The 20998-nt window shown below is 46.8% G+C and carries 20 protein-coding genes; 9 read left to right on the top strand and 11 right to left on the bottom strand.

Translation table 11 applies throughout. From position 1 onward, the window contains the following. Window positions 1-115: 115 nt before the first annotated feature. Window positions 116-1192: a magnesium-protoporphyrin IX monomethyl ester (oxidative) cyclase gene (gene acsF / locus QUA57_RS00310; RefSeq protein ID WP_333058837.1), complete on the bottom strand. Its 1077-nt coding sequence runs from the start codon at window positions 1190-1192 to the stop codon at window positions 116-118. Between the two features lie 404 nt (window positions 1193-1596). Between acsF and QUA57_RS00305 the strand changes: the two genes are divergently transcribed. Both QUA57_RS00305 and rpmF read left to right on the top strand, forming a co-directional pair. Next, on the top strand, window positions 1597-2073 hold the full coding sequence (locus tag QUA57_RS00305) for a TM2 domain-containing protein (protein ID WP_333042421.1): 477 nt from the start codon (window positions 1597-1599) through the stop codon (window positions 2071-2073). A 176-nt stretch (window positions 2074-2249) separates the two neighbouring features. After that, complete coding sequence (gene rpmF / locus QUA57_RS00300) at window positions 2250-2423, top strand: 50S ribosomal protein L32 (RefSeq protein ID WP_006632406.1); 174 nt, start codon at window positions 2250-2252, stop codon at window positions 2421-2423. Between the two features lie 42 nt (window positions 2424-2465). Here rpmF and queA read toward each other — a convergent pair whose 3' ends face one another. Continuing rightward, complete coding sequence (gene queA / locus QUA57_RS00295) at window positions 2466-3608, bottom strand: tRNA preQ1(34) S-adenosylmethionine ribosyltransferase-isomerase QueA (RefSeq protein WP_333058836.1); 1143 nt, start codon at window positions 3606-3608, stop codon at window positions 2466-2468. Between the two features lie 148 nt (window positions 3609-3756). Here queA and QUA57_RS00290 point away from each other — a divergent pair, with 148 nt between their 5' ends. After that, window positions 3757-4146 (top strand): hypothetical protein, encoded by a 390-nt coding sequence (locus tag QUA57_RS00290; protein WP_006632408.1) that lies wholly within the window; start codon window positions 3757-3759, stop codon window positions 4144-4146. Between the two features lie 198 nt (window positions 4147-4344). On the opposite strand, the gene QUA57_RS00285 is transcribed toward QUA57_RS00290, so the two are convergent. Beyond that, complete coding sequence (locus tag QUA57_RS00285; protein WP_333058835.1) at window positions 4345-4950, bottom strand: YraN family protein; 606 nt, start codon at window positions 4948-4950, stop codon at window positions 4345-4347. A 14-nt stretch (window positions 4951-4964) separates the two neighbouring features. Between QUA57_RS00285 and QUA57_RS00280 the strand changes: the two genes are divergently transcribed. Continuing rightward, a complete protein-coding gene (locus QUA57_RS00280; RefSeq protein ID WP_333042425.1) occupies window positions 4965-5480 on the top strand; it encodes a pentapeptide repeat-containing protein in 516 nt (171 codons plus the stop codon). Window positions 5481-5637: 157 nt separating this feature from the next. On the opposite strand, the gene dnaG is transcribed toward QUA57_RS00280, so the two are convergent. Then, window positions 5638-7656: a DNA primase gene (gene dnaG, locus QUA57_RS00275; protein WP_333058834.1), complete on the bottom strand. Its 2019-nt coding sequence runs from the start codon at window positions 7654-7656 to the stop codon at window positions 5638-5640. Window positions 7657-7706: 50 nt separating this feature from the next. Then, the gene (locus tag QUA57_RS00270; RefSeq protein ID WP_333058833.1) at window positions 7707-7832 is read right to left on the bottom strand and encodes a hypothetical protein; all 126 of its coding nucleotides are present in this window, start codon (window positions 7830-7832) and stop codon (window positions 7707-7709) included. Between the two features lie 48 nt (window positions 7833-7880). On the opposite strand from QUA57_RS00270, the gene QUA57_RS00265 reads away from it, so the two are divergent. Continuing rightward, window positions 7881-8822 carry an NAD-dependent epimerase/dehydratase family protein gene (locus tag QUA57_RS00265; RefSeq protein ID WP_333058832.1) on the top strand — a complete coding sequence of 314 codons (942 nt, stop codon included), beginning with the start codon at window positions 7881-7883 and terminating at the stop codon, window positions 8820-8822. Window positions 8823-9284: 462 nt separating this feature from the next. Next, window positions 9285-11426 carry a tetratricopeptide repeat protein gene (locus QUA57_RS00260; protein ID WP_333058831.1) on the top strand — a complete coding sequence of 714 codons (2142 nt, stop codon included), beginning with the start codon at window positions 9285-9287 and terminating at the stop codon, window positions 11424-11426. Window positions 11427-11509: 83 nt separating this feature from the next. Here the strand turns inward: QUA57_RS00260 and QUA57_RS00255 are convergent, their stop codons facing one another. Together QUA57_RS00255 and QUA57_RS00250 are read right to left on the bottom strand one after the other, a co-directional pair. Next, a complete protein-coding gene (locus tag QUA57_RS00255; RefSeq protein WP_333058830.1) occupies window positions 11510-12247 on the bottom strand; it encodes a hypothetical protein in 738 nt (245 codons plus the stop codon). Beyond that, window positions 12244-12570, bottom strand: a complete 327-nt coding sequence (locus tag QUA57_RS00250) for an MgPME-cyclase complex family protein (protein WP_333058829.1) — start codon at window positions 12568-12570, stop codon at window positions 12244-12246. Before QUA57_RS00250 ends, QUA57_RS00255 begins: the two co-directional genes overlap by 4 nt. A 114-nt stretch (window positions 12571-12684) precedes the next feature. Between QUA57_RS00250 and QUA57_RS00245 the strand changes: the two genes are divergently transcribed. Next, a complete protein-coding gene (locus QUA57_RS00245; RefSeq protein ID WP_333058828.1) occupies window positions 12685-12891 on the top strand; it encodes a hypothetical protein in 207 nt (68 codons plus the stop codon). Between the two features lie 383 nt (window positions 12892-13274). Next, entirely contained in the window at window positions 13275-14489 is a 1215-nt protein-coding gene (locus tag QUA57_RS00240; RefSeq protein ID WP_333058827.1) for a glycosyltransferase, read from the top strand. 178 nt (window positions 14490-14667) lie between these two features. Here QUA57_RS00240 and QUA57_RS00235 read toward each other — a convergent pair whose 3' ends face one another. From QUA57_RS00235 to QUA57_RS00225, 3 genes are all read right to left on the bottom strand, one after another. Next, a complete protein-coding gene (locus QUA57_RS00235; RefSeq protein WP_333058826.1) occupies window positions 14668-15576 on the bottom strand; it encodes a MoxR family ATPase in 909 nt (302 codons plus the stop codon). Window positions 15577-15739: 163 nt separating this feature from the next. Next, window positions 15740-16957 (bottom strand): bifunctional riboflavin kinase/FAD synthetase, encoded by a 1218-nt coding sequence (locus QUA57_RS00230; protein WP_333058825.1) that lies wholly within the window; start codon window positions 16955-16957, stop codon window positions 15740-15742. Window positions 16958-17192: 235 nt separating this feature from the next. Continuing rightward, window positions 17193-18095, bottom strand: coding sequence for an MBL fold metallo-hydrolase (locus QUA57_RS00225; RefSeq protein ID WP_333058823.1), 903 nt, complete (start codon window positions 18093-18095; stop codon window positions 17193-17195). A gap of 909 nt (window positions 18096-19004) precedes the next feature. Here QUA57_RS00225 and QUA57_RS00220 point away from each other — a divergent pair. Continuing rightward, the gene (locus tag QUA57_RS00220; protein ID WP_333058822.1) at window positions 19005-19940 is read left to right on the top strand and encodes a hypothetical protein; all 936 of its coding nucleotides are present in this window, start codon (window positions 19005-19007) and stop codon (window positions 19938-19940) included. Here QUA57_RS00220 and QUA57_RS00215 read toward each other — a convergent pair. Further along, window positions 19908-20522, bottom strand: coding sequence for a hypothetical protein (locus QUA57_RS00215; protein ID WP_333058821.1), 615 nt, complete (start codon window positions 20520-20522; stop codon window positions 19908-19910). The genes QUA57_RS00220 and QUA57_RS00215 overlap by 33 nt on opposite strands. Window positions 20523-20998: the final 476 nt, after the last annotated feature.

Here is a 20998-nt window from a genome sequence, read left to right as displayed (position 1 = left end):
CCAATTCCGGGCGAGTGTAAGTCTGACGAGAAGTTTTTGCGGTGAATCTGGATACCAAAAAAAAGCGGCTCCGCTTGTCGCAGAACCGCCGTCACAGAGGATGAAAAATCAAAACTTAACGGACTGCACCCTCAACTGAAGGTGATTCAATTGTCTTCATGAAGTACAGCTTCAACAACTGCCAGCCGTTCGACAGATACAAAGGCAATTTTTGGAAGAACTGCAAGAATTTCGGAGTATTAGAAGCAACAATTGCGGTCAACTTCTGATTGTTCTTGAGGCAAACATCCAGCCGTTCATAAAACTCGGGATTGTTCACATCCAGCATGACGGGGAATACGCGACCTGCTGTTTCGTTGGTCTTTTTAATGACTTCAATGTCGTATTCGCGAGCATCGAGTCCGAGCGATCGATAAAAACCAGCGCGTTGGATATCATTGAGATACATCGTCGCGAACACTGACAGCAAGAAGAAACGGCACCAAAGCTTAGCGCGCCAATCGTTCAACATCTGAGGCTGAGCTCTCATTACCGCATCAAAGAAATCTCCGTGGCGGTTTTCATCCTGGCACCAATTTTCAAAGAATCGGAAAATCGGATAAATCTGATCTTCAGGATGGGCTTTTAAGTGCTGATAAATGGTGATGTAGCGCCAATAACCGATCTTTTCAGACAAGTAAGTCGCGTAGAAAATAAACTTCGGCTTAAAGAATGTGTAACTGCGGCTCTTTGTCAAGAAACCCAAATCCAAGGACAAATTAAAGTCCGAGAGAGCTTTGTTGAGGAATCCGGCGTGCCGCGCTTCGTCCCGCGACATCAGCAAGAAACCTTCGGCCAGCACTGGATTTTTGTCCTTGAGCTTGCGTGCCAATTCTTTGTAAAGCAAGAAGCCAGAAAACTCTGCGGTGCAAGAGCGTTCCAGGAATTCAATGAACAACTGGCGCTTTTCGCCGTCGATGTGTTCCCAAGATTGATCGAACTCGGCATCACGCACGAAGTGGTTGCGGTTGTAGTCAACGCGGAACTCTTCAATAATTGCTTTTAGTTCGGCTTCATTTACCGAGATGTCCATTTTGGCCATCTCGTCAAAATCTGTTGTGTAAAATCTCGGCGTGAGAATAGTTTCTTTGGCTGGGGCTTTCACTCCCGGCCGCAGTTCTTCAAAAGTGGGTTTTTTGAGGGAATCTACCATATGTTTATTGGATTTCTGCTTATAACTACTCGCTTGTTTCCATTGTCGGGTACTGCGGGCGATCGCGCTCGTGTATGTCCTGCCAGCGCTGGCGGCGCGCTTGCTTTGGCGCTCCGTAAAGAAACCATAGTGGAATCCAGGTCTAAGCTGCTGTAATTTCCACGCCCTCCAGTTTACCAAGCTCTCGCCCGCGCAAATATGTTGCTGGCGTTAAGAATTGCTACGCAAAATTACTCATGGGCTTCCAGACATAAGCTATTGGGAAACCAAATTCTGCCTTTTGTCAGTTTATTAGGCTACCACACAAATAAATTCCCCTGTCAAGCTGTTTAAACACCGCATAGAAAGTACAAAATGTATAGAGGGACTCCAATTCTAGAATAATCAGGCAGGACGGTCAGAAAATGAGCAATTTAGGTGTTAGTTACCTTTTATGGGCAGCTTGTTTTTTCGGCCCCTTCGGACTCCACCGCCTCTACAACGGCAAGATTGGTAGTGGTTTGCTGTGGCTGTTTACCTTTGGTTTGTTTGGGTTTGGGCAATTGTTTGACTTGCTGCTGCTGCCGAACATGGTGGACGAACGCAATGCCAGTCTCAGGGGCAAACTCGGCGTATCTCGCGAAGGTATACCGCTATATCCAGTCAGCGGGGCGATCGCCGCGACATATCCCAAGCCAACTCCAGACCAGTTAGGGGTTAAACTCCTGAAGGCAGCTTATACCAAGAACGGAAGATTATCTGTCACCCAAGGGGTGATGGCAACCGGCGCTACTTTTGCCGAAGTGGAAGAGGCTTTCACGGCAATGCTCAAAACGGGTTATGTGAGTATCGAGAACGATGCCGTAACGGGCGTCGTGATCTACCACTTTCACGAACTTTAGCTGCTGCGGGTGCGTGCTCTAGGGGATTTTGTCTATTTTTCCAGAAGCTAATCGCTGACGCACCCTACTACTTGATATTGGTTGGTGAGCAGTTATTGCCGTTTTTTGAGTAAGCATTGCCGACAAAATCGGCTAGAATGTTTGTTTGTCTATATAAGCAGAAAGTATTTAGCGTCATGGCAGTCCCTAAGAAGAAAACCTCCAAATCCAAGAAGAATATGCGTAAGGCCACATGGAAGCGCAAAGCTGTAGTGGCAGCTCAGAAAGCTTTGTCTCTGGGCAAATCTGTTCTGACTGGGCGTTCCAACAGCTTCGTGTATCCCGGCAATGAAGAAGAGGAGGAAGAATAGAAACGGAATACCGGGCATGGGGCGAACCCGATGCCCGATCGATCAATCCTTTTTTGCTGTTGGTAAAATCAGCATGGCATCGCCAAAGGAATAAAAGCGGTACTGTTGCTCGATCGCTTCTCGGTACAAATCCAACAGCCGAGGCCTTCCAATCATCGCACTTACCATCATCATCAAAGTAGAGCGGGGCAAGTGAAAATTGGTAATCATCCCCTCTACAACCCGCCACTTGTAACCAGGGTAGATAAACAAATTGGTCGGGCCGCAAAAAGGTTGCAAGGAAAAATCGCCACTCGCGGCGGCGGCTCCCTCTAAAGCTCGGACTGCTGTTGTACCCACAGCAATAATCCGCCCGCCTCGGGCTTGAGTTTCCCGGATTTTCTCTACGGTGGCGGGGGGTACTTCTACCCATTCACCGTGCATTTTGTGAGCCGTCACGTCTGTCACCTCCACCGGGCGAAACGTCCCTACTCCGACGTGTAAGGTGACAAAAGTTTTTTCTATTCCCCGCTGTTCCAAGCGGCTGAACAATTCTTCGGTGAAGTGCAGGCCTGCTGTGGGAGCAGCCACGGCCCCAAGCCTCTCGGCATAAACAGTCTGGTACTGTTCCGCTGAAGCTTGGGAATTTTCGATGTAGGGCGGCAGGGGTATGTGGCCGTATTCGTCCAAAAACTTCGCCAGATTCTCATCTGTGGGGATGTCAAACTCTAACAGCCGTCCCCCTGTTGCGTCGTCCCTCTCTATAACTGTTGCAGTCAATCGACGACGATGGGGGGGCATCGTGGCATCGGGAAGGCAACAGCAAGGAGCTGTGCTCGAGTCCTCACAGCCAGGGGCGATGGGATCAAACTCAATTTTTGCTCCCAACTTTAATCGTTTCCCCGGTTTGACCAAAGCCAGCCAACAGTTGTGCTGCCGTTCTTCCATCAACAATATCTCCACAGCCGGGCCGTTGGGTTTGTGCCCGTAGAGCCTCGCTGGCAGCACGCGGGTGTTGTTCAGTACCAGCAAGTCGCCTGGTTGCAGCAAATCGGGTAAATCCCTAAAAATCCGGTGTTGGTGGCTGCTGGGAGAATCTACAGCCAGCAAGCGAGAACTGTCCCTCGGCACTACGGGATTTTGGGCAATGCGTGAGGGCGGAAGTTCGTAGTCGTAGCCGTCCAAAGACCAGTCCATCTCTGTCATCGAGTGAATTCCTGTGCGATCGATCTGTCAACTGGGTAACAAATTGGGTAAAAACCCCCATCCAAAGTCGGGTGCTTTTCCCCTTGTGGTCGCGGGTATAGCCCGCGAGGATAGAGGTGTAGCATCAGCTTTGCTCATAAGGATCGTTATGGAATACCTCTACTACATCGCCAATACTAGCCTTACTCTGAGAGTCGTGGATTACCTACGCACGGCTCATCATCTTCCCTTGCAATTTATCACTGTTATTCACCAAATTGACGGCTGGGTGGTAAAGGTGAAAATGAGCCAATATTTAACACCCGAAATGCACGGGGATTTTCGGGCTTTTATGAACGAACTCGGGATTCCTTACGATCCTGAAATTCGCTTGCAAATGGCGCTGTGGAGTTTGGAAACCGGACAGTCCCCGCTGAGCGTGATGCGCCGATACCAGGTGGCAGTGGTTTGTCACGGCAGCCCTGACCGCAAAGAAATTGAAGCGTTTCGCCAGCAGTTTGTCAAGGGTCTGGGATATTGCCCGGAAACTCTGGCCTAGATTGCTACGCATATAAATTAACTGTGATGACAGAACAGGAGAGGGAGAGAAGGGGAAAGCGGGAGAAGATTTAACGCTTTTTTCAGCTCCGTTAAAGCTCAAGAGAGAAATGGGCGACAGCCTAGGCAAGTTAACCATTAAAAATTACCTAGTGGCATTGCTTTGAGATTTTACCCTCTAAATTTTAATTATATATTTTTAATTGCTAAAAGCCGAGCGAATGTATTCTTCCAGGGTGAGTCGGTAGTTTCCTGTAACGGCGGATTGAGAGTTCGCTGCTGTGAATGCTGGTAATATTCGCTTACTGTTTTGTTGTGAAGGTTCGCACCTGACTAAGGCGACATCAAAGCGACAATAATTATTGGCTAAATCTGGATGAGTGCTTAAAAATATTTCGGCTGTTTGCCAAAGTTTGGCTTGTTTTGTGGTGGTAACAGCCAGCATTCCACCAGCATCCCAATTTCCCCGGCGGCGAGTTTTTACCTCTACAAATGCTAATGTTTGGGAATGGGGAATGGGGAATGGGGAATGGGGAATGGGGAATGGGGAATTTTCGTTACCTCTGTTGATTTCGCTTTCTTCATCTCTTCCGAGTGCGATGATGTCAATCTCTCCCCAGCGACAGTGCCACTGCCGGTGCAGGATTTCCCAACCTTGCTGCTGCAACCAGTCGGCGACTAAGTTTTCTCCCAATGTGCCGATATCCCTAGAGTTTGGGGATTGGGGGGAATTGGAGTCAGCCGTCGCGAGCGGGCGATCGCTCTTTCTGGTAGAATTCAATTCTGAACTTTCACGACTGCCCATTAGCTTGAACTTGTATGATGATTTCTCGAATTCGCCAACATATTTATACTTTCTTGCTGAGTTTTGTTATTTTAGCAGTAATTGCCGCTGGGGCGATCGGTATTAATCCCGCACCTGCTTTCGCTTTGGATCACGACAAAGAAATCCTAGTCGGCGCTGATTTTACTGGGCAAGTTCTGACTGACGACAGCTTTAATAAAGCCAATCTTCGCAACAGCAATTTTACTAATGCAGATTTGCGAGGTGTCAGCTTTTTTGCTGCAAATATGGAAGAAGCAAATTTAGAAGGCGCGAATTTCACGGGTGCGACTTTAGATTTGGCTCGCATGATGAAAGCAAATTTAACTAATGCTATCCTTGAGGGTGCTTTCGCTTACAATACCAGGCTGGAAGGAGCTATCATTGACGGTGCAGATTTTACTGAGACACTGCTGCGAGACGATATGATAGAAAAACTTTGTAAAGTGGCAAAAGGTACTAATCCCGTGACGGGTAGAGATACTCGCGAAACTCTTTTTTGCGATTATTAAAACGTTTGTTGAATAAAGAAATAAAGTCCTTAGTACAAACAGGTTTGTACTAAGGACTTTATTTCTTATCTCAGTTAAAACAATGTAAGTGCAGGCAAGCTTTCAACCTCTATCGAACGAGTCATCCCCCATCTAAAATCTAAAATCTAAAAGGGTATTAGCCCCAAGGCACAGATGTTAAATCGTAAAAATTAACTTGACGCAGCCGCTCTAATTCCTTGAGCCATTCTTGTTCGGCACAGAAGAGTTGGTGATATTCTATAGCCTCTTCGCCACTGCTAGCAGCCTTGGCTTTTTCCCACATATTGAGTGCAATTCGGCGGCGCTTCATGCTGATAATTTGCTCGATACAGGCGAGGGCAGATCTAATGACTAGAGGTGCGCGATAAACGTTTCTTTCTGAGAACTCGTTTAAGTGAAATAAATGCGAGATTTGATTGAGTTGATTCGGATATTCAATAAAGCTATCTTGCAATTTCAATATTAACTCTGAAGGCGCTACTTGTAAAGACATTTTGTGCAATATTTCTGCATTCACAATCTGGTGCCACAAAAATCTGTGGTGAGAAAGGCTAAACTGCACGTCTCTAGCTTCTATTGCTTCTCTGACATCTTGGCGATATTCGGGACAGTGCAAATAAATCTGCAATAATTGCGCTTCTGCTTCTTCTAAAAGACTGCGGGCTACGGCAGATAAGCTGGATTTTGAGTTTTTGTTTTCGCCGCTTGCACGCTGTTTTTTATATTGTTTGTTCGGCTTCAGCTTGTTCCTAATTAACAGGGGCATTGTTAAAGATTCGTCTTGACTCTGCCGCTTTGCCCAATCGCTGACTACTTGATTTAGCAAGTTTTCAGCGATCATTTTTGTGAGTCTAAAATCTCCTTTACTGAGAATTTCGGCAGATTTTTGCAGGTAATGTGCTAGCTGATTGTCGTCAGTGATATTGGTTAATAAATTAATGATTTTTTTGGTGACTTGCTGGGAAGTATCGGCTTGCTTCAAATCTTGATTGAGGAGCATTTGTTGCAGTTGCCAGTCGATCCACAACGGAGCATTTTCGAGCAATTCTCGATATTGTTCTGGGGAGTACGTTTTAAGGTATTCGTCGGCATCTTTGCCGTCGGGAATGTTGAGTACCCGCAGTTGCACTTCTCCTTGATAAGCGAGTTTTTCTATTTCTCCAATAGCGCGTTCTGCTGCTTGAGTTCCTGCTTTGTCGGCGTCGAAGTTGAGGATAATTTGTTTGGAGTCAGTGTACCGCAATAACTGCCGCACCTGGTTTAAACTTAAGGCGGTGCCGAGGGAAGCGACGGCGTTAGAGATGCCGGCGGCGTGAAGTGCGATCGCATCAAAGTACCCTTCTACCACCACTGCGCGATCGGCTTTGCTAATGGCTGTTTTCGCTGTATCTAAGGCGAATAAAGTTTTGCCTTTGTCGAACAGTTCTGTTTCGGGAGAATTGAGGTATTTCGGCTGTTCGTCGCCGAGGGCTCTGCCGCCGAAACCGATGACTCTGCCTTGGGTGTCGCGAATGGGAATCATAATGCGATTGCGGAAGCGATCGTAATAACCGCTGCCGCCATTTTTTCGGGGTACAATTAATCCCGCTTGTTCGACTAATTGCGCCGGATAGTTTTTCTGTTCTACTAAATAACTGTAAAGTGCTTCCCAACCTTGGGGTGCATAACCTAATTGAAATTGTTGGATAGTTTCTTCGCTGAGCTGGCGCTCTGATTTGAGATATGCTAAGGGTTCTTCTCCTTGGGTTTGTCGCAAAGCGTGCTCGTAAAAGTTGGCTGTTAGCGCTGAGATTTCATAGAGTTGTTCCCTCAGAGAAATTTGGCGCTGCAATTCTTGTCGGTGTTCCGGTTCTACAGTTTTAACGGAGACTTGATAATTTTTAGCTAATTCTAATACTACTTCGCTGAAAGGGCGTTTCTCCAATTCCATGAGAAACTTAAAAGCATTGCCGCCTGCACCGCAGCCAAAACAATAATACATTTGTTTGCCGGGACTGACGGTAAAGCTGGGAGATTTTTCATCGTGAAAAGGACACAAACCTACAAATTCTTTGCCGCGTTTTCGCAACACGACGCGACCGGAAATAACGTCTACTATGTCGGCTCTTTGTTTAACTTCTTCGATTGTTTCTGGATGCAGCCGGGGAACTTGCATAAGGCTATTTTAGGCAAATTAAAATTATGTTTATTTTGAGCGATCGCACTTTAGTAAAGCACAAAACTGACTTTCAGGACTTGCACATAAAAACTCAAGCGTTCCGGTTTTTCGTACCAGGGCTGATCGCTGTTAATATGTGTTTTATTAAAAAAATTGGTTTCTCCGTAAGGCATAACTTTATTGTAAGATATTTACACTAACTGTAAGGAGCATCGAAAATAATGCGAATTTTAATGATGGGCGGTACTCGGTTTATCGGGGTTTATCTTACTAAGATTTTAGCAGCACAAGGACATGAAGTGGTGTTGTTTAACCGGGGTAACAAGCCTGTACCGGTTGCGGGCGTAAAACAGATTCAGGGCGATCGCACAAATGTTGAACAACTGCAAGAAAAGTTATCGACGGTCGAGTTTGACGCTGTTTTTGACAACAACGGTCGCGAACTCAGCGATACCAAGCCTTTAGCTGAAATATTTAAAGGGCGGGTGCAGCACTTTGTTTACATGAGCTCTGCGGGGGTTTATTTGAAGTCGGATCAAATGCCTCATATCGAAGGGGACGCTACCGATCCTAAAAGCCGGCACTTGGGTAAATGCGAAACCGAAAATTACTTGGCCGAATCGGGTTTGCCTTGGACTTCGATTCGCCCGACTTACATTTACGGCCCCCAAAATTATAACGATTTAGAGGCTTGGTTTTTCGATCGCATTGTGCGCGATCGACCGATTCCGATTCCCGGTAACGGAATGCACTTCACGCAGTTGGGGCACTGTCAGGATTTGGCTAAAGCAATGGCGGCGGTTTTGGGCAACTCTAGGGCGATCGGGCAAATTTACAACGTTTCGGGCGATCGATTTGTCACCTTTGACGGTTTAGCACGCGCCTGCATTCAAGCAGCAGGCAAATCCCCTGATGCTATTAAGATTGTACACTACGATCCGAAACAATTTGACTTCGGCAAAAAGAAAGCTTTTCCTATGCGATTGCAGCACTTTTTTGCTTCAGTTAATAAAGCTGTCACCGATCTTAACTGGCAGCCAGAATTCGACTTACTTTCTGGATTGAAAGATTCTTTTCAGAATGATTATGTAGTTTCGGGGCGGGACAAAGCTGAGATAGATTTTTCAGTCGATGATGAAATTTTGAAATCAGTTCAAAGTTAAGTTAGAGTGGGAGCATCCCCATGCCAGCAAAAATCTAGAACCCCACCCTAACCCTCCCCTTACTAAGGGGAGGGAACAAGAAAGAAAGCAAACAGACTGTCACAGTAAAGTTCGCACCGCGCACCTTACATCAAAACCAAAGATAGCTACTTAGAGGCGCTCGCAAAACTCAACAACGATACCTCTCTTGTAATTATTGAAATTCAAGTTCTAAATCGGCAGGCATTAGACAAGCTAGCTTTGTACAATACAGCAAAAACGGATGGAACTAAATTAATGATTGAATAGCTGCACAAGGGATTTTACCCTAAAATTGATTTTATTAAAATTCAAATTTCCCAGTTGCGGTTCGACGAATTAAAAAAATTAGAGAGGCCATGTTAGAATTTTCAAATGCGGAAGATGTGACAGCTTGGTTGGAAGCTAATTCTCCAAACGACTAGGAAATATTAGGTGAATTTCATGCTTGGAATAACACTCGGCAATCGCTACAGTATTATCCGTCACTTGGGAGGCGGCGGATTTGCTCAAACTTACTTAGCTGAAGATAAGCAGCTACCAGGCAATCACCTCTGCGTCGTCAAGCAGCTTAAACCTCACGCAACCGATCCGGAAACTCTAAAGGTAGCAAGACGTTTATTCGATACCGAAGCACAAGTTTTGTACAAGTTGGGAAATCACGATCGCATTCCCCGACTTTTTGCTTTTTTTGAAGAGAATCAAGAGTTTTATCTAGTTCAAGAATTTATAGAAGGTCACGATTTAAGTCAAGAAATTATACCCCCCCAAACCCCCCCTTACCAAGGAGGAACTGCGGCAGGTTCCCCTTACCAAGGGGGGACTGCGGGAGTCATGCAGGAAGATCAAGTCATTTGTATATTGCAGGAACTTCTCGAAATTTTAGACTTTGTACACCAGCAAAATGTGATTCACCGCGATGTCAATCCCCGCAATATCCTTCGCAGAGATAGAGACGGAAAATTAGTTTTAATTGACTTCGGCGCAGTTAAAGAAATTACTACTCAAATCACCACTCCTCAGCCCAAAAATAGCTTGAGTGTCAGCATCGGTACTCCCGGTTATATGCCCAGCGAACAAGCTCACGGCAATCCGAAACTCAGCAGCGATATCTATGCCGTCGGTGCGATCGCAATTCAGTTCCTCACGGGCATAAATCCTCACCAAATGCCAAGAAACCCCGATACAGAGGAAATTATTTGGCAGGACAAAACCTCAGTCAGTCCTGAATTTGCGAAGATTTTAGATAAGATGGTAAAGTACGATTTTCGCCAGCGTTATTCTAGTGCCGGCGAAACGCTGCAAGCTATTAAACAATTGGAAGATTCTTTCAGCGGTACAGTTCCTGTATTGCCTCCGGTTGCTGCTGCGAATAAGCCTGTAAAACCCCGAAAAAAACTGTATTTAAAAATATTGTCGATCGCCAGTTTAATAGGCGTCACTATCTTAGCATCTATTTATGGTGTAAATACTTTTAATTCGGCAAATGCAACTGACCTGTACAACCGAGGCAATACTCTTTACAATTTAAGCCGCTTTGAAGAAGCTCTGGCAGCTTACGAGCGAGCAATAACTCTCAGACCGGACTACGCGGAAGTTTGGCAGGAAAAAGCCAAAACTTTATATGAATTGAAAAAATATCGAGAATCGCAGTCAGCTTATGATAAAGCCATAGAATTAAAGCCGGAATACTTGGAAGCTTGGACGGGACGCGGTTATGCTTTGGATAAGTTGCAACAGTCTCAAGAGGCGATCGCATCTTTTGATAACGCTTTGAAAATCCAGCCCGACTATGCCGCCGCCTGGGAAGGCAGAGGCGATACTCTGTTAGATTCGCAGCGGTACGAAGAGGCGATCGTCTCCTACGAAAAAGCTGTAAAATTTCAGCCCAATTTGTACCGTGCCTGGTACAATCGGGGACAAGCTCACCAAAAATTAAAACAGTACGATCGAGCCGTAGAATCCTATCAAAAAGCAGTTGAAATCAAATTCGATAATTCTGAAGCTTGGTACAATTTAGGCAATGTTTTCCTAGAATTAAACAAAAACCAAGAAGCTTTTGAAGCCTACGAAAAAGCCGTGCGGTTTCAGCCCAATTTTTATCAATGGTGGTACAGTAAAGGCATCGCGTTGCTGAGAATGCGCCGACATGAAGAAGCGGTAGAAGCTTACGAAAAAGCTGTTAAATTAAAACCGGATTATTATCAAGCATGGTACAATTTAGGTTGGTCGTACCACGAATTACGCAAGTACGAACAAGCAATTGAGTGTTACAGCAGAGCCTTAGATTTAAACCCGAAAGAACATCAAGCGTGGTACAATAGAGGCAATGCCGAGTACAATTTAAAGCGGTACGAAGATGCGCTAGTCTCTTACAATGAAGCCGTCTATGTCCAGCCTGACTACTCGGAAGCTTGGTACAGCCGCGGCAATGCACTTGTGGCGGTAAAAAGATACGAAGATGCGATCGCCTCCTATGACAAAGCAATTCGCTACAAACCGGATTACGGAGCAGCCATAGAAGCAAAAAAGCGGGCAGAAAGTCAGCTAGGAAGCAGCCCGCTAGAATCCCAACCACAACAATAATTGTTATTAGTCCCCCTCTGCTAGGACGAGAGGCAAGTGTAGTAGCGATTTCACGATCCGAACGATCGTGGGTAGGTTATCTTTTAGCGAACAGCGGGAGCAATTACGGTAACTCGGCGGCTGTCTACTAACATCGGCCAAAAACCTCGATCGCTCAATGTTTTTACTGCAGCAGTAGCGGCGTTTTGATCCGTTGTATAAGCGACGAATAAAAAGGGACGCTGGCCGTAGGAAGCTAACCCTACTTGCGTGCCTAATGCTTGCCTGACTTGGGCGGCTAATTCCGGTTGGTTGAAGTAATCTACTAACACTGCATAACCAGGACCTAGGGGTTGGGGATTGAAGCCAAGATTGCCGCTGGGAGAATTGGTGATTGGTTCAGAACCTGGTGCTGGCTGAGGGTTGTAGACTGGCAAATTTTGGGGTAGCGCCGCTGCGGGCGATCGTACTACGTAAGCTTGCAATCCGACAACATCCTCGATGTATTTAACCCAATCGCTGGCGATTTGCGAGTCGCGAAAGCCACCAACTCGCGTCACTGTGTCATTGATGTACCGACAAACTGTGTTGTTAGTATTTCCAGGGAAAGAGCGTTTTGCTCTTTCTTGCTGTTCGGGTGTTGGGGTAACAATTAACAGTAGATATTCATCGGGCTGAGGCGGTTGGCAGCTCGACTGAGCTTTAACAGAACTAGATAAAATTGTCAAGGCAAAAATGGCGATCGAAGTAGCAGAAAATAGGGGTATAGACAAAATAAATTTGTACAATTGACTTCTAATTTCTGTGAGTTGTTTTGTCGGATTTTTGGCAAGTTTATTCATGCTGTCTGTAAAGAGGCAAGGGCATCGGGAATAGTTGGTGATGGTGCTTGAAATTCACCTGTCAGTACATACTCTAATCGCAGTTTCAACCAAGTGATGAAGACTGGATCGGTAGAAATAATAGCGGCGGCTGGCTGAGGGCATTTTGCTTTAACTTCTGCCATTGTCGGTGCTTCTAGGAAAGCCGGCTGTTTGACCAACCAGAAGTCTATTTGTTTTTCTTGTTCGTTGTAGTTGCGAGTTCTTTCTTTAAACACTTCATCTAGGGGTTCTTCTTCTAGTAAAAAGCGTTGGCTGGCTAAAACGTAGTAGTAGGTTTGCATTTTTGTCGCTTGTTAGGGGTTGATGGTTAGCGGTTAATGTCGCCTGTACCAGTCAGTTTTGCTGGTCAAGGGCGGGTTTGCCGAGGTGCGGCAGTTCGAGAGTGCTAGACTCTTGTGCCGTTTACTTTACCTTATTTGTTGTCATCTTGGGTAGATGCAGAGCAAGTCGCCTCAGAAAAATCTTTGGTGGTGAGAGTTGGGGGAGTTGTGAGAGTTGCGAGAGTTGCTTGTTTTTTGGGGATTTGGGCGATTATTTTTCGGGCTGCTGATTTTCGGGAGAATTTAGGTGACAATAGGAAATTAGATGGAATTGCACGTTGAATAATTACTAATTATTGAGGCAATTTGGGGGCTATTAAACTTGATTGTGAGTGGTTTGCATATGAAAATACTTCAGACAGTTTTTGATTGGGAACCCTAAAAAAAGGCTTTCATGGTGATCGATGTGCTCGCGGGAAAATCAAGGGTTTGTGACTACTACCTAAAAACAGTCCTAACTATTGTATTAAAAATGTAAAATGTGTGGATTGATTTCCTCTCGCCGGAATAGCCATCGCCCCGCTGTCACTTCCCCCATCCCACCAAAAGCGATCGCCCTCCACCCATACTCCAATAAGCTCAACAAATCAGCTAAATTTGTTGCCCACGTACTGCTGCTAAAGGCTAAACTAATCTAAGCTTTACCATAAAATTTTCTCCCCTTCATGAACATCGCTTATTTAGTCAACCAATATCCCAAAGTCAGCCACAGCTTTGTCCGCAGAGAAGTGCTAGCCGTTGAAAATTGCGGCATGAAAGTCGCACGTTTTTCCATCCGATCGTGCGAGTCAGAACTCGTTGATGGGGCCGACAAACTAGAGCAACAATTGACTAAAGTAATCTTAGGAGTAGGTGTAAAGGGGTTAGCGTGGGGTTTGCTTCGGGTTGTGGCAACTAGACCCATTCGATTCATCGAAGCTGTGCGGTTAATGTTCAAAGTTGGCTGGCACTCGGAACGGGGGATTTTGCTGCATCTAGCTTATTTAGCAGAAGCTTGCATTCTTTTAAATTGGTTTGCAGAATCCGGTACGGCACACCTTCACGCTCACTTCGGGACAAATTCCACAACAGTCGCAATGCTGTGCCGCGTGCTTGGCGGCCCCACTTACAGTTTCACCGTTCACGGCCCTGAAGAATTTGATAAAGCCACAATTCTTTCGTTAGACGAAAAAATTAAACGATCGACCTTTGTAGCAGCAGTTAGTTCCTTCGGTAAAAGTCAGCTTTTTCGGTGGTGCGATCGCACTTTTTGGTCAAAAATTCACGTCATACACTGCGGCGTAGATGCTGCATTTTTAGCTGCACCCTACGTCCCCATACCCGCAGCACCCCGCTTAGCTTGCATTGGGAGGCTCAGCGAACAAAAAGGTCATTTGTTGTTGCTAGAAGCTGCTAACTTGCTAGCAGTTCAAGGCTTAGAGTTTAAGTTGGTACTCGTAGGAGACGGGCCGCTGCGATCGGATATTGAACAGCAGATTCTGCAACTCGGCCTGCAAAATCATATAGAAATTACTGGCTGGGCCAGTGGCGATCGAGTTCAGCAAGAGATTTTAGCTTCACGGGCAATGGTATTGCCGAGTTTTGCTGAAGGTTTGCCCGTCGTAATTATGGAAGCCCTCGCTCTCAATCGGCCTGTAATTAGCACTTATGTTGCTGGCATCCCGGAGTTGGTAGAACCCGGTGTTTGCGGTTGGTTAGTACCTCCCGGTTCCGCAGAAGCATTAGCGGTAGCGATGCGCGCGGTATTGGAAGCACCTTTAGAAAAGCTAGAACAAATGGGGAAAACAGGAGCAGAACGGGTGGCTCAACAACACAATGTAGATTTAGAGGCAAAAAAATTAGTGGCGCTGTTTGAGAATGGTGCAAAACCTATTTATTAACTGACATCTTGCACCATTATTAATAAGTCTTTCAAGGGCGGGCAGGATGCCCACCCCACAGGAAAATTAATTGTTTGTGGAACAGGTATCTTGCCTGTTCCTTTAATTAAGCTGTAATTCTTTGTGGAACAGGCAAGATGCCTGTTTCTTTAATTAGAGCAACCTATTTACAAACTTTTTAAGGAATAGGAACTGATCGCAACAACTTGTCAACAATTGTCTTAGCGCTCCTTCCCCCCGCCGGAATCAACCGATGAGAAAGTACGTGCGGCGCCAAATCCTTCACATCATCCGGGGTCGCAAAATCCCGCCCCGAAATAAACGCCAATGCCTGGGACGCCCGGTGCAAAGCCACCGCACCCCGGGGACTCACCCCCAAAGTAATCTCCTCATCCTCCCGCGTCGATCGCACCAAATCTACAATATACTGTTTCAAAGAGCCTTCCACCTTCACCGCAGCGCACAAACGGCGCAATTCCTGCACTTCTTCCAAAGAAATACAAGGCTGCAAATCTTCCACTGCAAAACTATCAGAAAGCCGTTCCAACATTTGCAACTCTTCCAACGCAGCGGGATAGCCCAAAGTCAGAGACAAAGTAAACCGATCCATCTGGGCTTCCGGTAGCGGAAAAGTGCCTTGATATTCGATCGGGTTCTGAGTCGCAATCACAAAAAACGGCGCCGGAACATTCCGAGAAACTCCATCTACTGTCACCTGCTTTTCTTCCATCACTTCCAGCAAAGCTGACTGAGTTCGTGGCGTCGCCCGATTGATTTCATCGGCAAGCAAAACATTAGCAAAAACTGGTCCGGGCAAAAACTCAAACTCTCCGCTACGCGGATTCCAAATATTAGTACCCGTGATATCCGTCGGCAACAAATCGGGAGTGCACTGAATCCGCTGAAACTTCCCATCGATCGATCGCGCCAAAGACTTCGCCAGCAGTGTTTTTCCCACACCCGGCACGTCTTCCAGCAGCGTGTGGCCGCCCGAAAGCACCGCTACCAGCACCAAGCGAATAGCATCCGCTTTGCCGACCATAGTTTTGCTTAGATTTTGTTTGAGCCGCTCAATATGTTGTCTCATATCCCTGATTGCTAATTGCTAATTGCTAATTGTGGATCAAACATCAAATTGCCAAAATCTTGAGTCTTTGCCTTGCGGACTGCGGATTTGTACAACTAGAATTTAGTCTGACTGATCTTGCACCATTTTTTAAACCGATCGCCCGTTCTAGATCACATAATTATTAGACTTTAGCAGTTAAGAGGCTTCTAGCAATATCGCAATCTGCCTGAATTTGAGTTTTGAGAGCATCCAGAGAAGCGAATTTTTGTTCGGGTCGCAAAAACTCTACCAAACTCGCGCTCAAGGTTTGACCGTACAAATCCCCAGACCAATCTAACAGGTGAACTTCCACAGTGGGTTGCAGCCCGTCTACTGTCGGGCGGCAGCCAACATTCATCACCCCATTGACAAAAGATAAATTGGATGCTGTACCCGGAATTAGAGATTTGGGATTTTCCCGCTGATAGGAAGAACTTTCCTCTTTCATCTTTTCCCATCCATGCTTCAGCGAGACTCGCACCGCATACACGCCAAAACGTGGCAAAAATTTTTCCGGCGGCAGTTCGATATTAGCAGTAGGAAATCCGATCGTCCTGCCCAGCCGCTGTCCCCCAACCACAGTCCCAACTAAACTGTAGGGTCGCCCCAGCAACTGATTCGCTCTTGGGAGGTCGCCGGATGCCAGACCTTCGCGGATTGCAGAACTGCTGATCCGATCGCCCTCACCGCAATTGTGGAGGGGTACAAGAGCAACATCAATACCGTAACCCGAGGCGATCGACTGCAAATCCACAGCCGTCCCAGCGCGTCCCCGTCCAAACCGAAAATCCACCCCCACACTAATTCGACTCGCTTGCAGTTGTCGCACCAGAATTTCCTCGACAAACTCAGAAGCAGTCAAGGCCGCCAATTCTCGATCGAACGGCAGCAGCACAAGTTGCTCGACGCCCATTGCTGCGAGCAATTCTACCTTTTCTGCCAGAGGCGTCAGCAGTTTTTTCGGTTGACCCGTAAAAAATTCTTGCGGGTGGGGATCGAATGTCACCACAGTGCCGTAAAGCCGATCAACTCCATCAGAATCGCGACCCGAGAGGCTGTTCCCCTCTGCCTTCGTCTGGCCTCTCAAACCATCATAATTACGGCCGCTGTCGGCTCCATCGGGTGGTGCTGCTGAGTCGTTGTAGCAGGTCGCCGGAGGTTCGCTTTCCCAATTTTGATCTGTGCCAGCGTTTGAACGCAAGTTTTCTGCCGACGCAAAAACCGTCGCAGAATTTGGCCCCGGCGATCGATTTAAAATTGGCTGCACGACTTGTTGATGCCCTAGGTGCAAACCATCAAAGTTTCCCAAGGCAACAGAAGTTGGAGTCAGAGCAGCGGTACAAGAAGAAGTTACCCACACGCTTAAAATTTTGACATACTTAGCCAGATTGCGATCGCCCGTCGATGTTAGATGTTAGATATTAGATTTTTGATTGACTCCACAGATGCAATCTGGGAGATTGAACTTTGGTCTAAACTTTTTGGTTTTCCACGACAGGAGTCGGGGGCTTGTATCCGCCTTTGAGGTCAGCCCTAACTTAAATTTGAGATTTCCCACCTCAAGATTTCAGAACCATCGGGCAATCTCAAATCCATCAGACATGAACTTGAGGCGCTTGCACCGACGCTTCAGACAAATCGTTATCAGGAGGCAACAATTGTAACGACAAACCTTCCCGCGCCATCAAACTGTTCGGGAACCTTTGAGCCACTTGTTCTCCCACCCTGTCTAAAAACTCGTCATTGTGCAGGGGGTCGTGGTGAAAAATCACCAACTTTTTGACATTAGCAGCCTTTGCCACCTTCACCGCTTCCTGCCAAGTCGAATGTCCCCAGCCGACCTTGCTGCTCTTCTCCGCATAATACTCCTCATCGGTATAAGTAGCGTCGTAGATCAGCACCTCAGCATCCTGAGCCAAAGACAGCACATTTTCGTCTAAACGATCGGGAAAATGTTCGGTATCAGTCACGTAAGCAGCCGCATACCCCCGCCAGTTGACGCGGTAGCCTATAGCTTCCCCAGGATGGTTCAGCAAAGCAGTTTCCACCTTAATCTCTCCGATTTCCAGCGGTTTGCCCACTTCTATATCGTTAAATTTCAGGTCTGCCCCCATAATTTGCAGGGGTACCGGAAAATTGGGGTGCAGCATCTGGTCGTGCAGGCGCTGCTGGATAGTAGCCTTATTAGGAGCAATAGCGCCATAGATGTGAAAGCAGTTCCCAGGAATAAAAGCTGGGACAAAAAATGGGAATCCCTGAATGTGATCCCAGTGAGAGTGAGTAAAAAACATATGAGCTTTTACGGGCATCTGGGACAGGAGAGTTTGTCCCAAAACCCGCAATCCAGTACCACCATCGAAAATTAGGCGACTGTCACCCACTCGCATTTCTACACAGGGCGTGTTGCCCCCGTAACGTACTGTTTCTGCCCCGGGAGACGCTATGCTACCTCTAACGCCCCAGAAGTGAACCGTGAATTGGTTGTGCATACTAGACATGGGTTTTCTTGCAAGATTGTTCCGGCGAGTTATCGATAAGGTGTTTACATATGACTAAGGGCTTTACCATCAAACCCAAGCTCTTTGACGGTCGAGTTCCCCACTTGTTGGAAGTGCCAAGAGTCTCGCTCATCGCGAGAATGCAAAACTGTTGGGCTTGACAACTGAGCAATAAATTACAAGGTAGACTAATGAAGTCTCGATCGTAACTATTCTTTTCCTCTCTTCACTAGCCTAACCTCCGCAGACACACTTTGGGGCAGCAGTTCTGTCTGAGTTTGGTCAAAAGCCGCTGTTTTTCCAGCCTCCGCAATTGCCGAACACGATCTATCGGTTGTTTGCCTTGCTGCTTGACCGGTTTGAACCCGGATGATGGGCTTCCTCAACTCCCATTAATTCAAAAATCTTAGCAGTTTAGGAATGCTCCTGCTAATTATCCAACAATACTGTCTGTGTCTGGATTCTCGGCCCGCCCGGAGGCTGCGGTTCGTCCCGCTGGTCAAGCCCAGCCCAGCCTCATCTGACACCGGGGTAGCAGCGAGAGTCCGGGCCTGCGGGCAAAAGGCTAAATTTTCGTTGTGCATTTCTTGGCGGACGAATTGAATCACTCAAAATTCCCCTATTTTTGGAAATAAAAAAATTTCGATTTTTGGCCATCATGCCAACTCCGATCGCCATTCTGTCTCAAGAGTGATGCAGAAATATTCGCTGTTAACCTATCGTGATTTTCTCAACCATCTTCAATTGCTCTATTTTTTGTAAGGATTTCTAGGAATTCAGCGCATTTGCGGTAATCGCCACGGGGTTGAATTTCCGGTATCATAGAAGCTTAGAGTCTTATTTGCCAAGAATCTAAAGCAGTGCTAAAAAAGCCTGGATAACTTTAAGTTATTTTTCAAAAAAGTCAGTATGAATCAAGTTAAAAAAACTACAACCAAGCTGAATAGATCGCCTGTAAAAGTGTCCGATCGCACTTTGGAACTCGGTAATCTCCCCTTGAGCGACCTGTCTTTAGAAATAACTGATGGTCAAGCTTTGAGAGAATTTAGTTCGGACGATCGCCCGCTGGGAACCGCAACAGCCACAGGCCGGACTGCCGCAACAAGACGCTGGAGGCTAGATGGCAAGAGCGAGTGGGCCCGATCGCCTGTGGTTTCTACTGCATTTCTCAAGTGGCTGCTAGAGAGTTGGACTCGACGATCAAAAGGTTGGCTGGCAGTTGTCACCCTGGCAGCAGTTTGGGGGTGGTGGAACAGTGAATTACTGTTTTCCACGGGCCTGGGGATAGCAGCGATGATGCTGGTTTACCGAGGGCAGTCGTGGGACTGGCAATTGCTGCGGGCAAAAGGCGAGCAATTTTGGGAGGGCCCGAACCGTCGGTTCGTTTTAGCCGTCGGCACCGGCGGCATTGCTACCTTGTGCGCTTACATGAGTTTGGCAATTTGGGCGGACTCCGAGAGCCCCTGGATGGCTTTGAGCCTAATTTTGCAGAATTTGGGTACGATCGCGATTCCCTGGCTGTTGCTGCGGCAAGGGTTGAGTGTGGGGGCAGCAAAAGATGAAGTGGCGCTCGATCGCATCTTGGCGGATTTGACTGATGCTGACCCCGTGAAGCGTTTGATTGCAGTGCGACAAATGACCGATTTGGTTAATCAGGGTGGGTTTGGCCCTGTGAGCTCTGTCAAAAGTTCGATCGCCCGTTCCCGCGCTGCCGAGTGCTTTCGCCTGATGCTGAGTCGGGAACCAGAAGCTTTAGTCCGCAATGCCCTTCTCGAAGGTTTGCAGACTTGGGACGCTACTTATGGCATGGCTTTAAAATCCAAAAATCAAGTCATCGACTATTAGCTGACCGTCAAAAGCGTAAAAAGTAATTTTATGAATATTCGGAGCTTTTACGCGCAGGGGAACCCTAGGGGCGATCGGAGAATTAGACCCCACCAGATTGGGCGCCGGCATTTCATCCTGAACAATTGGGTTGCCGTCAATGTCACAAGCAGATAAAACAGTTCGTCGCGAACTGGTGACAAGTCCTGACACCCAGCGAACTGGATACTTAAAAGTTACTTCTATCAGTCCGCTTTTGGGTGCCCCCATTAACACTGTTGCTCCAGAACCCGTGAAAAAGGCTGGGTTTGAAGGTTGGATGGCGACTGCATTGCTAAAAGTCACCCCCCAATGTGCAAACTGGTGTTCTACTACTTCAAAGCATTTCAAGTCTTCTAAAGCTACGCGGACGATTGCAGGTACCGTGGCGCGCGATCGCACCTCTGACCCTGCGCCTGAGCGTTCTGGAGTGGCGACAACAGACTTTTTGCCGTTTAAATCCATGCTTCGACAGGCTGTGTCAAATTCTGCTAACCCGTCAGATTGAAGACTTTTCGCATCAACCATAAAACCCTCGCGATCCCGTTTTCTGAGCAGTTGCATTTTAGTAGACCTCCCTGAGATTAGTTGTTTCTTCTGTTTTGGAATTGATAACGGCGAGGCCCGTGATTGCCAAACCTGCAATTAGGAATTGAAACCCCATCGCCCGCCCTCCAACAAAGACTTTCGACCTCAAAAGCCACTGCTCCGCAAAATATCGTGATTAATGATTTGTGATTGGCGAGCGTCGGCAAACCTGCCGCCTGCCTGAAAGCGAGTTCTAATAGTCCTCCTTTCCGAGCGCCTGCTTTCGGGGTTGGCGAACAGACTCTATTTTGTTGAGGGGTCTTACCCATCATTTTGCTATTATCTCCGATCGGCGGTAGTTTGCAAGGGTAAGGATAACTACACAGCCGAATTGCCCAAATCGCAAAACTTACTTGCTGTCTGTAGTTTCACGCTTCACCTGTACTAAAATAGATTTAAATCATTACTCAATCTTTACAAAAACGCCACCAGCTTTGCAAGTTTTTTAAACA

It is taken from the genome of Microcoleus sp. Pol7_B2, assembly GCF_036701035.1.
In the GTDB taxonomy this organism is placed as follows: Bacteria; Cyanobacteriota; Cyanobacteriia; order Cyanobacteriales; family Microcoleaceae; genus Microcoleus.
This window is presented reverse-complemented; position numbering and strand designations above follow the sequence as displayed.